General features: G+C 73.7%; 10 protein-coding genes and 1 pseudogene. 4 read left to right on the top strand and 7 right to left on the bottom strand.

The window, feature by feature from the left end; translation table 11 throughout:
* Positions 1-103: 103 nt before the first annotated feature.
* Positions 104-313, top strand: a pseudogene (locus KZQ38_RS16335) (ATP-binding cassette domain-containing protein); the annotation flags it as partial.
* A 159-nt stretch (positions 314-472) separates the two neighbouring features.
* Complete coding sequence (locus KZQ38_RS16330; protein WP_443706241.1) at positions 473-2,089, top strand: ATP-binding cassette domain-containing protein; 1,617 nt, start codon at positions 473-475, stop codon at positions 2,087-2,089.
* Here the strand turns inward: KZQ38_RS16330 and KZQ38_RS16325 are convergent, their stop codons facing one another.
* The gene (locus tag KZQ38_RS16325; RefSeq protein WP_219442886.1) at positions 2,090-3,463 is read right to left on the bottom strand and encodes an MFS transporter; all 1,374 of its coding nucleotides are present in this window, start codon (positions 3,461-3,463) and stop codon (positions 2,090-2,092) included.
* 197 nt (positions 3,464-3,660) lie between these two features.
* Between KZQ38_RS16325 and KZQ38_RS16320 the strand changes: the two genes are divergently transcribed.
* Both KZQ38_RS16320 and KZQ38_RS16315 read left to right on the top strand, forming a co-directional pair.
* Complete coding sequence (locus KZQ38_RS16320) at positions 3,661-4,287, top strand: VOC family protein (RefSeq protein WP_219442885.1); 627 nt, start codon at positions 3,661-3,663, stop codon at positions 4,285-4,287.
* 169 nt (positions 4,288-4,456) lie between these two features.
* Positions 4,457-4,939 carry an iron chaperone gene (locus KZQ38_RS16315; protein WP_219442884.1) on the top strand — a complete coding sequence of 161 codons (483 nt, stop codon included), beginning with the start codon at positions 4,457-4,459 and terminating at the stop codon, positions 4,937-4,939.
* A 196-nt stretch (positions 4,940-5,135) separates the two neighbouring features.
* On the opposite strand, the gene KZQ38_RS16310 is transcribed toward KZQ38_RS16315, so the two are convergent.
* From KZQ38_RS16310 to KZQ38_RS16285, 6 genes are read right to left on the bottom strand one after another with little or no spacing between them, the layout of a single operon-like run.
* Complete coding sequence (locus KZQ38_RS16310) at positions 5,136-6,425, bottom strand: cation:proton antiporter (RefSeq protein WP_219442883.1); 1,290 nt, start codon at positions 6,423-6,425, stop codon at positions 5,136-5,138.
* The gene (locus tag KZQ38_RS16305; RefSeq protein ID WP_308258433.1) at positions 6,422-7,810 is read right to left on the bottom strand and encodes a cytochrome P450; all 1,389 of its coding nucleotides are present in this window, start codon (positions 7,808-7,810) and stop codon (positions 6,422-6,424) included. Before KZQ38_RS16305 ends, KZQ38_RS16310 begins: the two co-directional genes overlap by 4 nt.
* A complete protein-coding gene (locus KZQ38_RS16300; RefSeq protein WP_219442882.1) occupies positions 7,798-8,886 on the bottom strand; it encodes an alpha-hydroxy acid oxidase in 1,089 nt (362 codons plus the stop codon). Before KZQ38_RS16300 ends, KZQ38_RS16305 begins: the two co-directional genes overlap by 13 nt.
* Positions 8,883-10,466 carry an NAD(P)-binding domain-containing protein gene (locus KZQ38_RS16295; protein ID WP_219442881.1) on the bottom strand — a complete coding sequence of 528 codons (1,584 nt, stop codon included), beginning with the start codon at positions 10,464-10,466 and terminating at the stop codon, positions 8,883-8,885. Before KZQ38_RS16295 ends, KZQ38_RS16300 begins: the two co-directional genes overlap by 4 nt.
* A gap of 16 nt (positions 10,467-10,482) precedes the next feature.
* Positions 10,483-11,994 (bottom strand): class I adenylate-forming enzyme family protein, encoded by a 1,512-nt coding sequence (locus KZQ38_RS16290; protein ID WP_219442880.1) that lies wholly within the window; start codon positions 11,992-11,994, stop codon positions 10,483-10,485.
* Positions 11,981-13,531: an FAD-dependent oxidoreductase gene (locus KZQ38_RS16285; RefSeq protein ID WP_219442879.1), complete on the bottom strand. Its 1,551-nt coding sequence runs from the start codon at positions 13,529-13,531 to the stop codon at positions 11,981-11,983. The genes KZQ38_RS16290 and KZQ38_RS16285 overlap by 14 nt, the downstream gene beginning before the upstream one ends.
* Between the last annotated feature and the right edge of the window lie 48 nt (positions 13,532-13,579).

Genomic DNA, 13,579 nt, shown 5'->3' with positions numbered 1-13,579 from the left:
CTGTTCTACCTCTGAGGGACGACGCCTCCACCCGGTGCCGTGGACCACGGTGCCGGACATCGTCCTTTTCTGCGCATCACCTCTTGTTGGAGGCAGTTCCGTCATGTCGTCCCACCCTTCGCCCGCGCCTGTGCGCGCGGCGCACGTCCGCCTGTCCGGTGTGCACCTCTCCTTCGGCGGACGCCCGGTGCTCACCGGTGTCGACCTCCTCGCCGCCGCCGGTGACCGGGTCGCCGTGGTCGGCGAGAACGGCCGGGGCAAGAGCACGCTGCTGCGGGTGCTGTCCGGTGAGCTGACCGCCGATCGCGGCGAAGTCCACCGCGCGGGCTCGATCGGCGTGGCCACCCAGCAGATCCCGCTCGCTGGCGGCTCCCGGCCGGGGTTGCCGGGCTCCGGCGGCCCGGGTGTTCCGCCGGGTGCGGCGGCCGGCGAGGTTCCGCCTGGGGCGGATGGCCCAGAGGTTTCGCCGGGTGTGGCGGCCGGCAAGGTTCCGCCTGAGGCGGATGGCCCGGGGGTTTCACCGGGTGCGGCGGATCGGGAGGTTCTGCTGCGGGCCGATGGCCCGGGTGTTCCGCCAGGTGTGGCGGATGGGGAGGTTCCGCTCGGGCCGGATGGCCCGGGGGTTCCGCCGAGTGCGGCGGCCGGCGAGGTTCCGCGTGGACCGGGTGGCTCGCGGGTTCCGCCGGGTGCGGCGGATCGGCGGGCACCGCTCGGAGCCGGTGATCAGCGAGGCCCGCTCGGCACCGTCGGCGATCTGATCGACCTCGAACTCACCGCCGTCCGTGGTGCGCTCAGCCGGTTGGACCGGGCCGGTGAAGCGCTCGCCGCCGGACACCCCGGGGCCGCCGACGCCTACGCCGCCGCGCTGGCCGAGGCCGAGGCGTTGGACGCGTGGGACGCCGATCGGCGGGTCGAGGTGTCGTTGGCCGCGCTGAACGCCGTCGCCGACCGCGCCCGCCCGCTGCACACCCTCTCGGTCGGCCAGCGGCACCGGGTGCGGTTGGCCTGCCTGCTCGGCGCGGGGCACCAGGTGCTGCTGCTCGACGAGCCGACCAACCACCTCGACGCCGACGGGCTCGACCACCTCGCGGAGCGGCTGCGCGCGCACCCCGGCGTGGTGGTCCTGGTGAGCCACGACCGGGCGCTGCTCGGCGACGTCGCGACCTCGGTGCTCGACCTCGACCCGTCCAGCGACGGCAGGCCGCGGCTGTACGGCGGCGGCTACGCGGCGTACGTCGAGGGCCGCCGGGCCGAGCGCGCCCGGTGGGAGGCGGCGCACGCCGAGCAGGTCGCCGAGCAGCAGCGGTTGGCCGACGACCTGTCCGCGGCGCGGAACCGGTTGCGCGACAACTGGCGACCCGCCAAGGGGCACGGCAAGCACGCCCGCGCCACCCGCGCGCCCGGCCTGGTCCGGGCCGTGCACCGGCGGCAGGAGGAGCTGGCCGCGCACGTCGTGGCGGTCCCGCCACCGCCGAACCGGTTCACCATGCCGGAACTGCCCGAGCACCCCGGAACCGGTCATCCCGGCGGCACGCTGCTGCGGGCCACCGGGGTGACCGTGACCGGCCGGCTCACGCGCCCGGTCGACCTGGCGCTGGACTCCGGTGACCGGCTGGTGGTCACCGGACCCAACGGCGCGGGCAAGTCGACGCTGCTGGCGGTGCTGGCGGGCGCGTTGGCACCCGCCGGCGGCGTCGTCACGCGTGCCCGGACCGCGCGGATCGGTTGGCTGGGCCAGGAATCCGACCCGCCGGGCCGGCGCACAGCGGTGGAACTGCACGCGGCCCGCCTCACCCGGTCCGGCCTGCCCGGTCCGGGGTTGGCCGAGCTGGGCCTGCTCGACCGGTACGACGCGCACCGACCGGTGGCCGAGCTGTCGGTCGGCGCGCGTCGGCGGCTGGACCTCGCGCTGGTGCTGGCGGACCGGCCGCACGTGCTGCTGCTCGACGAGCCGACCAACCACCTGTCGGCCGCGCTGGTCGACGAGCTGACCGCCGCGATCGGCTCGACCCCGGCCGCGGTCGTGATCGCCACGCACGACCGGCAACTGCTGCGGGACAGCCGGTCCTGGCCCCGGCTCGCGTTGTGATCAGGCCCGGTTCACCATCCGCGCGGTGCCGGTGCCGAGGGCGGCGATGACGGCGAACCCCGCGAAGAGGTAGCGGGCGGAGGCGGCGGTCTCCGGCACGGCCAGGTTGACCAGGAGGCCGGCGACCGCCGCGCCGAACGCGGTGGCCGTGGTGAGCACGGTCGCGATCGCCGCGGCGGCCCGCCTGCCCTCCTCGGCGTCGGCGGCGCCGGTCATGGCGGCGACCGAGAGGTGCGGCATGGCGATGCCGATACCCGCGCCGCCGACCAGGAGGACGGGCAACCAGGCGACGACGGTGAGCGTGGCCGCGTTCTCGTGCGACAGCAGGGCGAGCGCGGTGAACGCGGCGGCGAGCAACGCCGGTCCGGCGACCCGGAGCCGCCGGACCGCGCTCGCCCGGTGCGCCGAGGAGCCGACGACCTGGCTCGCCGACCAGCCGAGCGACAGCGCCCCGGCGAAGAACCCCGCCGCCACGGGCGGCAGCCCGCCCAGGTTCCGGCTGAACAACGGCAGGAACGTCTCCACGGCCACACCGGACGCGAGGATCGCGATGGTCGGGTAGACCCACCGCGTCACCGAGCCGGGCCGGTACGTCGAACGCGGGAGCACCTGCACGGCCGCCCGCTTCTCCACCACCAGGAACGCCACCACCAGCACCAGGCCCAGCACGATGAACGCCGCCATCGCGACGGGGTCCGCGAGGATCCCGGCGACGCTCACCGCGCCGACCGCCCCGACCACCAGCGCCAACGAGGCGACCGGCACCGGGGCCGCCTGCCCGTCCCGCTCACCGCGTGGCAGCGCACGCGGCACGAACGCCGCCATGGCGACCGCCGCGACCGCCGGCACGGCGAACGCCGGCCGCCACGACCCGAACTGCGCGAAGACCCCGCCCAGTGCCGGGCCGACGAGGTTGCCGACACCGAACATGGCGGAGATCAGGGCGCTCCCGCGGGTCCACAGTTGGGGCGGCAGCGCCGAGTGGATCACGGCGAAACCCAGGCCCGTCAACAACCCGGCCCCGAGCCCCTGGACGCCGCGGCCGACCAGGAGCACCGGCATCACCGGGCTCACCACGCAGACCAGCGACCCGGCGGCGAACACCCCGAACCCGATCAGGTAGGCGCCGACGCCGCCGTACCGGGAGAGCACCCGGCTCACGCACATCGTGGCGACCACCTGGGCGACCAGGAAGGCCGTCATGGTCCACGCGTACAACAACTCGCCGCCGATATCGCCCACCACGGTCGGCAGCAGGCTCGCCGCCACGTAGATGTTGACGGCACCCATGAGCACCCCTCCGGCCAACACGAGCGCGGTGCTCGCATGAGCACCGAGTTCCCGCCATGAGCCGACGTTTTCCTTGTCACGCACGCGCTTCTCCTGGTTGCTGGACGATCTGCGCTCGCATCATGTCGGGGCGCGCGGACCCGGTAACCGGACAAAACGGACGTGAGTTGCAACACATTTCTCCGCGGCGCTCCGGCCGCGGCTCCACATCGGACCGACCCCGTGGAACCGATCAGGAATGGAGAAGCGCCGTCCGCCGGGCCGCGATTAGCGTTCGTGCCATGACCTCGATCGACAGCATCACGCTCGAAGTGGCCGACCCGGAGGCCGCCGAGCGGTTCTACACCGGAGCGTTCGGTTTGGACGGTCGGCTGCGCCTGCGTGCCGCGCGGGAAGCGACCACCGGGTTCCGCGGGTTCACGGCGGCGCTCACCGTGTCCCAGCCGGCGGACGTCAACGCCCTGGTCGACGCCGCCCGCACCGCCGGGGCGACGATCCTCAAGCCCGCGGCCAAGTCCATCTGGGGTTACGGCGGCGTGGTGCGGGCTCCGGACGGGACGATCTGGAAGATCGCCACGTCGGCCAAGAAGGACACCGGCCCGGCCACCGGTCGCATCGACGAGGTCGTGCTCCTGCTGGGTGTCGCCGACATCGGCGCGAGCAAGCGCGCCTACGTCGAGCGCGGGTTCACCGTCGGGAAGAGCTTCGGCCGCATGTACGTCGAGTTCGCCTCCGGGCCGGACTCGGTCAAGCTGGCGCTGTACCGGCGGCGCGCCCTGGCGAAGGTCGTCGGCGTCGCACCCGAGGGCTCGGGGTCGCACCGGATCGCGATCGGCGGCCCGGTCGAGCCCTTCACCGACCCGGACGGGTTCGCCTGGGAGACCACCGCACCGGCGGCCGTGTCCTGATGTGCCGCTACCGCCTGCACGGGCTGACCGCCGCCCGGGACCGGGCCGGGTCGCCGGCGCAACCGTCCGACGTGGACGACATCACACTTCCGCACACCGAAGAGCACCTGGTCAGCGCGGTGAGCGCGACTAGCATCCCGCACACCACGACCCGCGAGAGGAACCCGCGATGAGCCCCGCCAAGAAGAACGCCGACCAGCAGGACGCCGCCGAGACGAGTGGGTACGAGGGATTCACGGCCGAGGAGCGGGCCGCGATGAAGGAGCACGCCAAGGAGGTCAAGAAGGCGTCGCGCCGCGGTTCGGCCGCCGACAAGGCGGCGGAGGCGTTGAAGGACGTGCTCGCGAAGATCGCCGAGATGCCCGAGTCCGACCGGGTCCTGGCCGAGCGCATCCACGCCGTCGTCACCGCCAACGCGCCGACGCTCGCGCCGAAGCTCTGGTACGGGATGCCCGCGTACGCGTTGGACGGCAAGGTGGTCTGCTTCTTCCAGAACGCGGACAAGTTCAAGGCGCGGTACGGGACGCTGGGGTTCAACGACCTCGCGAACCTCGACGACGGTCCCATGTGGGCGACCGGCTTCGCGATCGTCGAGATGACGCCGGAGGTGGAGGAGCGCATCGCCGCCCTCATCCGGAAGGCCGTGGGCTGAGGGGCTCCGCTCGGATCAGGCGGGCGGCCGGCGGCTGGTGGTTCGGGCGGGCACGCGGCGAGAGCGCGGGCGGTTCCGCGCGCACGAGGGGTTCGCTCGGCCGGTCCCCGTGGTTCGCGCGGGCGCCGGGTGAGCGGGGCGCGGTGGGTCGGTTGCGAGCCCCGGCACCGCTCGGCACCGGGGCTCGACCGCTCGGCTACCGCCGGTTCCGGACCGGCACCGGGGCCGGCGGGGCGGTGGACGTGCCCTGCTCCAAGCTCTCGGGCAGGGACGCGCGGTAGATCGGCATCGCGGCGGCCGTGGTGGCGATCGCGACCACGACCAGGATCGCGAACATCTCGGACGTCACCAACCCGTGCGCGAGCCCGATGTTGATGAACATCAGGATCATCAGGCCGCGGGCGTTCATCAGGCCGCCGACCGCCGACGCGAACCGCCACGGGAAGCCCTGGGCACGCACGACCGCGGCGCAGCCGAGGTACTTGCCCGCGACCGCCGCCACCGTGATCACCGCGAGCGGCAGCCAGAGGGAGCCTCCCGCGGTGAAGCCGGAAACCTCCGTGTTCAGGCCGCTGAACGCGAAGAACACCGGCAGCAGCAGGATCGAGTTGAGGTCCGTCAGCTTGGTCTCCAACTCCTTCCGCACGACGGCCGACTGCGGCATCGCCAGGCCGGTGATGAAACCGCCGAACACCGAGAAGACGCCGATGTAGTCGGTGAACCAGCCCGCCGCCAGCACGACGAACAGCACGAGGGCCATCACGTCGCGGCTCATCCGGCCGGCACGCTCCACCCGCTCGCCGAGCCGGCCGAGCAGCTTGCGGCCCGCGGTGAGCATCACCAGCGCGAACACCGCCGCGCCCACCACGGTGTCCAACGCGTCCAACGGGCTGCCCGCCGTGCCGACCGCGATGATCACCGCGAGGAGCACCCACGCCACCGCGTCGTCGATCGCGGCGGCCACCAGGGTGAGGCCGCCGATGGGCGTGTTGGCGATACCGCGCTCGTCCAGGATGCGGGCCAGCATGGGGAACGCGGTGATGGACAGCGCGCCGCCGACGAACAGCATGAACTCCCACGGGCTGGACCCCTCGGGGCTCAGCGAACCGGCGAACAACGCCGCCGCGCCCGCGCCGAGCAGGAACGTGGGCAGGATGCCCGACGCGGCCAGCACCGAGGCGCGCCGCATGTTGCGCCCGGCGGTCCGCCCGTGGTCCAGCGACGCGCCGACCAGGAACATGTAGAACGTCAACCCGATGGTGCTCAACACGTACAGGACGTTCTTGACGTCCGCGGGGAACAGCTGCGCCTGCGCCTGCGGTGCGACCGCGCCCAGCAGGGCCGGCCCGAGCAGGACGCCGGCGACCATCTCGCCGACCACCCTGGGCTGCTTGACCAGCATGGCCAACCGCCCGCACAGGCTCGTCGCGACGAGCACGACCGCCAGCGCCGCGAACACCCGCAACGCGAACTCGATCTGGTTCACCCGGTGACCTCCGAGGTGTGGGGCACCGGGCAGCCCCCGGTGTCGTGCTTGTCGAAGTAGCGCCCGGCCAAGCGCTTCCTGCGCGCGTCGAGGACCATGACCGTGCCGAGCACGAGTTGGACCACGCTGCGCCACACGTCCTCCCACCGGTCGCGGACGCGCAGGAGACCGCCGAACACGGCCAGGCGGCGTGGCGGCAGCGCGTGCCCGACCCGCACCAGCAGGCACGGTCCCCGGTTGGGCAGCGACCGGGTGTGGCCGGCCGTGGAGTGCAACGTGAAGCGGCGCAACACCTCCGCGGTCGCGGCGCGGATCGCCAGCGGGGACAGCCGCCACGCCGGGCACGGCCGGTTGGCGGCGACGCCGAACGGGATGTGGTGCGCCGCCCGCGCCGGGAGGTCTTCCCAGCGGTCCGGGTCGAACACGTCCGGGTCGCGGTAGCCGCTGGCGTGGTAGTCGGGGTAGCTGAAGCACAGCACCGAGCCCTTGGCCAGCGTGGTGTGCTCGTCCAGCACGATGTCGGCCGTGGTGATGCGGTGCGCGATGCCGAACAACGGGTAGCGCCGCATGGTCTCGTCGAGGACGTGCGTGAAGTAGCGGTCGTCGTCCGGGTCGGCCGCCAGCCGGGCCGCCACCTCCGGGTGCTGGGCCAGCGCGAGCAGCAGGTGCGCCATGGCCTCGGACATCTGGACCACGGCCGTGTTGAAGAACGTGCCCTGGAGGTAATGCGCCTGCTCGGCGGGCGTCAGGGTGGTGGGCAGCGGCTGCCGCACGTCACCGGCCGCGACGCGCCGGGCGAGGTAGCGGGTCAGCCGGGCCCGCCGCGCCGGGTGGCGCAGGCCGGTGCACTTCAACGCCGTCACCACGTCGTCGGCGTGCCCCACGATCAGGTCCCGGGCCGCGCGGGGGCACGGCTCGCCGAACACCACCTCGTAGAAGAACTCCGCCCACACCGGCACCATCAGGTCGCGCAACCGCACCAGGGTCACCTGCCCGGTGACCAGCTCGTCCAGCACCCGCCCGGCACAACGCGCCGCCGCCGCCGACAGCGCGTCGCTCGGCCCCGACAGCAGCGCACGCGTCGTGCGCGCCACGTCGTCGTAGCGCGGCCCGTCCTCCAGGTGCTCCTGGTGCACCTCCGCGCCGGGGGAGAGCCAGTACCAGAACAGGTCCGAGAGCCCGGCGCCCCGGCTGCGGCCGTTCGCCGCCGGGTGGCCGTAGACCTCCTCGAACCGGTCCGGCCCGACCACGGCGTTCGGGAACGTGATCGCGTTGTCCCCGTTGACCTTCTCGAAAACCTTGCCGCGCAGGGCGACCACCCGCGCGGGCAGCCAGCGCGGCGCGGTCAGCGCCGCCGCGGCGAGCAACCCCGTCAGCACCCACACCGCGTGGTCACCCCCCGGGTGACGACCTGGTCCCGGGTGAGGTCGGCGGCGTCGCGCCCACCGCACAACGCGAGGACGTGGTCGAACTCGTCGCGCAGCACGTCCAGGACACGGGTCACGCCCGCCTCGCCGGCCGCGGCCAGGCCCCACAGCACCGGTCGGCCGACGCCGACCGCTGCCGCGCCGAGTGCGAGCGCCACGGCGACGTCGCCGCCACGCCGCACACCGCCGTCCAGCACCACCGGCACCCGCCCGGCGACCGCGTCGACCACGGCGGGCAGCGCTTCGACGGCGGCGGGCACCACGTCGGACTGGCGGCCACCGTGGTTGGACACCACGACACCGGCCACGCCGTGCTCGACGGCGAGCACCGCGTCCGCCGGGTGCAGGACACCCTTGAGCCACACCGGGAGCGACGTCAGCTCCCGCAGCCGGTCCAGGTGCGCCCACGACGCCGCCGGCGACATCCCGATGTCCCGGACCGCACCCGGCGGACCGCCCGGCAGGTCCCGCATGTTCTCCGCCGCGAGGCCCGCGGGCAGGTCGTGGAAGCCGTGCGCGATGTCGCGGCGGTGCCGGCCGAACACCGGTGAGTCGGCGGTCACCACCAGCGCGGTGCAGCCGGCGTGCTCGGCGCGGCGCACCAGGCACGCCGTCACGTCCTCGTCGGGCTCGGGGTAGAGCTGGAACCACACGGCCGCGCCCGGGTCCACCGCCCGTGCCGCCGCCACCACCTCGCCGATCGCCACGGTCGAGGCCACCCCGGACACCAGCACCGTCCGGGCCGCCGCGGCGGCCCGCGCCGTCGCCAGCTCGCCGTCGGGGTGGGCGAGCCGGTGGAAGGCGGTGGGCGCGACCAGCACGGGCGCGGCCAGGCGACCGCCCGGCAGGTCCACGGCCGTGTCGCGGGTGGTGCTGCCGCGCAACACCCGCGGCAGCAGCGCCAGTCGCCCGAACGCCGCCTCGTTCGCGCCGAGCACGACCTCCTCGCCGACACCGCCCGCGAAGTAGTCGTAGTGCACGGGGTCGAGCGCCGCGCGTGCCTCGGCGTGCAGTTCGGCCAGCGCGGGGTTCACCGGGCCTCCGCGGTGATCGGGGCGAGCCGGGCGCGCAGGAACGCCAGCAGCGGCGCGCGGTGCCCCTCCTCGCTGTCCCACTCGTTGTCCAGGTTCTCGGTGAGGTGGTGCTCGCCGACCAGCACGCCGCCGCGGTAGTGCCGCACCACGGGGTGCAGGTAGCGGCCGTCGAGCCCGCCGGTGCTGTCCTTCGCGGCACGCCCCTCGGTGATGTCGAACGGGTCCACGCGGTCGTGGCCCTCGCCGTACTCCAGCGTCACCGCCAGGTAGGAGTCGACATCGCCGAACTCGCCGCGCCCGACCGCCTCGTGCAGGTGGTCCAGCGGCACCTCCTCGGCGTAGCGGAAGGTGCCGTCCCGACCCAACAGCACCGCGTCGGCCAGGAACGAGAACATCTGCCACAGCGCCGACGTGCGGTTCACCCTGGCGATGACCGCGTCGGCCACCGCGCCCGGCGTCGGGGGGAGGTCGGCACCCGGCCACGGCACGCGGTGGTAGCGGTGCTCGAGGAGCCGGTGCAGCGCCCGCACCCCGTAGCGGAAGCCGTGGATGAAACCGCTGGTCGACTTCTTGAAGTCGCGGGCCTGCGTGATGGTGCCCGCGAAGAACAGGTCGGGCACGTTCACCGACTCCCACGCCGCGGTCTGGCCCGGGAAGCGGTCGTTGATCGTCAGCTCGGGGCGGCACTCGGGCGCGAAGATCGACGCGTCGAACCGGAAACCGGTCGCGAGGATCACCCGGTCGTAGCGGATCTCCTTCACCCGGTCGCCGACCCGCGCGAAGGCGACCCGCACCGCGTACTCGTCGCCGTCGCGGCGGATGCCCGCGATCCGCCCGTCCAGCACCGCGTTCTGCGACTTCAGCTGGTAGGTGTCGAGGAAGTTGTTGTTGACCGCGCGCAGGTGGCCGACGAAGTGCGTCCGCCACGCCAGCTTCAGCGAGCCCGGCCCGGCGACGTGGATGACCGCCGCCGTCTCGATGAGGTTGTCGGCGGTCTCGAACGCCGAGTTGCCGCGCCCGATGATCAACACCCGCTGCCCGGTGAAGTCGGCCGGGTCCACCGACACCTCGTCGTACCGCTCGGCGTGCTCCACGCCCTCGATCGGCGGCACGTACGGCTTGGTCACGCCGGTGGCGACGATGAGCCGCCGCGCCCGGTAGGTGTCGCCGCGCTGGTCGCGGACCACGAAGTCGTCCGGGCGGGTGATCGACACGACCCTGACCCCGCAGCGCACGGGCAGGTCCAGCTTGGTGGCGAAGTCCGCCAGGTACCGGACCATGACCTCGGCGGGCGGGAAGTAACGGGGCGTGTAGCCGGTGAACAGCAGCGACGGGTCGTCGGACAGCAGCGAGTTCCAGTCGACCCGGAGGTTCAGCTCGGGGTCGTCCCAGCCGGTGTGCACCTTGTTGCTGGAGATCAGCGTGCGGTGGCGGGGGAAGCGGGTGAAGAACGCGCCGGGCGCGTCGCCGGCTTCGAGCACCAGGTGGTCGCGGCCGGCGCGGGAGAGCAGGTGCGACGCCTGCAACCCCGCCGGGCCGGCGCCGATGACGAGGTACTCGGTCGAGATTTCGCTGGGCACGGTTTCTCCTCGGTTCTCAGGGGGTCAGCAGGCGCTTGTCCGGCTTGCCGCTCGGGGCGAGCGGTGGTTCCGCGATCACGGTCAGCCGCGCCGGCGCGCACGCCGCGCCCAGCCGGGCGGTCACCAGGTCGCGCAGCGCCGCCAGGTCGGGCGCCCGGTCGGCGGTCGGCACCACGAACGCGTGCACCGCCTCGCCGGTCTCGTCGTCCGGGACGGCGACCACGTACGCCTCGGCGACGTCCGGGTGCTCGGCGATGACCTGCTCGATGGGGCCGACGTGGTGCAGGTTCGCGTTGACGATCACCACGTCCCGGGTCCGGCCGGTCAGGCGCAGCCGGCCCGTCGGGGTGAAGCGGCCGAGGTCGCGGGTGCGCACCCAGCCGCCGACGAACACCTCCGCCGACCGCTCCGGGTCCGCCCAGTACGACGTGGCCTGGGCCGGGGTGCGGACGAACAGCTCGCCGTCCACGCCGGTCGGCACCGGTGTGCCGGCCGGGTCGCGGATCTCGACGTCCACGGCGGCCGGCGGGACGCCCACCGAGCCCGGCGGGTCGTCCGGGGTCGCCATGGAGATCATCCCGGTCTCGGTCTGGCCGTAGCCGTGGAAGACGACCGGGCCGAGCACGTCCAGCGCCTCGCGGTGCCGGTCGGGTGTGAGGGGCGAGCCGGACACCATCAGCGCCCGCAGCGTCGACAGGTCGGCGGGTGCGCGGCGCTGCGCCGCGACGAGCTTCGCCAATCGCGGCACCGTGATCACGCAGCCCGAGGCGCGCAGGCGCGTGATCGCGTCGGGCAACGCCGGCCGGTCGGCGACGACCGCCGTGCCGCCCGCGGCGATGGCGAGCACGGCGTAGTCGAACACCACCTGGCTCGACAGCGTCCCGAAGACCAGGAAGCGGTCCAGCCGGGACGCCAGCTCGCGGACCGCCGGCGGCCACGCGGCGGGCCGCGCGACCCACGCGGCGGTCAGCGCGGCGTAGGTCTGCGCGCACGCCTTGGGCATCCCCGTGCTGCCACTGGTGTGGGTCAGCCGGGCCACGTCCGCCGCCCGCCCCCCGAGCCGCAACGGGCCGCTCCCGGCACGTGCCTCGCACAGCTGCTCGACGGTGAGCATGAGCGGGGTGTCGCCGTTGGCGGTGCTGCTCGGCTCGGCGGGGTGCGGCTCCGCGATCGCGTGCGAGGCGTGGGCACCGCTCGAATCGGTGACCACCGCGGCGATGTCGAGACCGAGCAGGTGGCGCACCTGCGCGTCGGGCAGCCCCGGCCGCACGCCCACCACCCGGGCGCCCACCGCGTGGGCGGCGAGGATCGTGGCGAACGCCTCCGCGTGGACGCCGAGCAGGAGCGCGACGCCGTCGCCGGGACCCACCCCCGCGCCGCGCAACCCGGCCGCGATCCGCTCGACGAGGTCCAGCAGCTCCGCTCCGCCGACCAAGCGGGCGCCGTGCTCGAACACCGGCCGGTCCGCCGCGGCGGCGAGCGCGTCGAGCACCGCGCGCGGGAACGGCCCGGTGTCACGCGTCGACAAGGCACTCCTTCACGAACGCGGCCAGCGGCTGCCGGTGCACCGCGGGCAGGTCCCAGCGGTTGTCCAGGTTCTCGGCCAGGTGGTGGGTCGCGGTGAGCACGCCGTCCCGGTAGTGGCGGACCACCGGGTGCAGGTAGCTCGCCTCGTGGGCGTTCTCGGCGTCGTTCTCCGCCACCCGCGGCACCGAGATGTCGAACGGGTCCGCGGTGTCGTGGTCCGGCCCGTACTCCAGCGTCGCGACGAACCGGTGCTCCGCCGGGCCGAGCCCGCCGTCCGCGAGGTACGCCACCGGCACCTCCTCCTCGTACCGCGCGGTCTCCCCGGTCACCGCCACCACGTCGCCGATCACCCCGAACTGCTGCCACAGCGCGGAAGACCGGTTCACCCGCGCGATCACCGCGTCGCCGATCGCCTCCGGCGACGGGTCGACCGGGGTGGCCGGCCACGGGACGCCGTGGTGGCGGGCGGCGAGGATGTGGTGCAGCGCGCGGACCCCGTAGCGGAAGCCGTGGATGAAGCCGTTCGTGGATTTCTTGAAGTCCCGCTGCTGGGTGACCGTGCCCGCGAAGTACAGGCCGGGCACGGTGGTCGACTCGTACGCCGAGGTCTGCTCGGGGAACCGGTCGTCGATGGCCAGCGCCGGCCGGCAGCCGTCGGCGAACACCGAGGCGTCGAACCGGAAACCGGTGCACGCGATGATCCGGTCGTACTCCAGCTCCCGCGCCGACTCCACCGTGCGCGCGTAGCGGAACAGGACCCGGAACCCTCCGCCTGGCCGGGGCTCGATGCGTTCCACGGTGCCGTCGAGCACCGCGTTGTCGGACTTGAGCTGGTAGGTGTCGAGGAAGTTGTTGTTCACCGCCCGCAGGTGCCCGACGTAGTGCGTCTGCCAGGCGAGCCGCACCGAGTGCGGACCGGCGACGTGGATGACCGCCGCGTGCGCGATCAGCGAGTCGGCGGTCTCGAACCCCGAGTTCCCCTTGCCCAGCACCAGGACCCGCTGCCCGGTGAACGACGTCGGGTCGGTGTCGAACGTGTCGTAGTGCTCGACGTGCTCGATGCCCGGGATCGGCGGCAGGTGCAGCCGGGGCACACCGGTGGCCACGACGACCCGCGCCGCGCGCCACGTCCGCCCGTCGCGGTCGACCGCGGTGAAACCGCCGTCGTCCCGGGAGATCCGCACGACCTCGGTGCCGTAGTGCACGCGCGCACCGGTCGCCGCGGCGAAATCGGCCAGGTAGCGGACCATGTCGTCGGCGTGGGGGAAGTACCGGTCGCTGTACCGGGTGAACAGCAACGCGGGATCGTCGGACAGCAACGAGTTCCAGTCCGCGCGCAGCCGCCGCTCCGGGTCGGTGTGGGGCGAGTGCACCTTGTTGGTGGAGATCAGCGTGCGGTGCCGGGGGAAGCGGGTGAAGCTGCTGCCCGGACCGGCCGCGCGTTCGAGGACGGCGTAGTCGCGGCCGTCGCGTTCCATCAGGGCGGCGAGCTGGAGACCGGCGGGCCCGGCTCCGATGATCAGGTAGTCGTGCGCCATGCAGTCGGAAGCTACCCACGCGATTTCAGAACACTCTGAGATCGGCGG

Origin of the sequence: Saccharothrix obliqua (assembly GCF_019375475.1) — a bacterium.
Classification (GTDB): Bacteria; Actinomycetota; Actinomycetes; order Mycobacteriales; family Pseudonocardiaceae; genus Actinosynnema; species Actinosynnema obliqua.
Note: the sequence above shows the minus strand (reverse complement) of the source record. Positions and strands in the feature narration are given on the sequence as shown.

What these genes read in the sequence shown, in the direction of transcription:
- KZQ38_RS16320 (WP_219442885.1), top strand. Translation starts at nt 3,661, where the DNA reads ATGACCTCGATCGACAGCATCACGCTCGAAGTGGCCGACCCGGAGGCC.
- KZQ38_RS16315 (WP_219442884.1), top strand. Translation starts at nt 4,457, where the DNA reads ATGAGCCCCGCCAAGAAGAACGCCGACCAGCAGGACGCCGCCGAGACG.
- KZQ38_RS16285 (WP_219442879.1), bottom strand. Translation starts at nt 13,531, where the DNA reads ATGGCGCACGACTACCTGATCATCGGAGCCGGGCCCGCCGGTCTCCAG.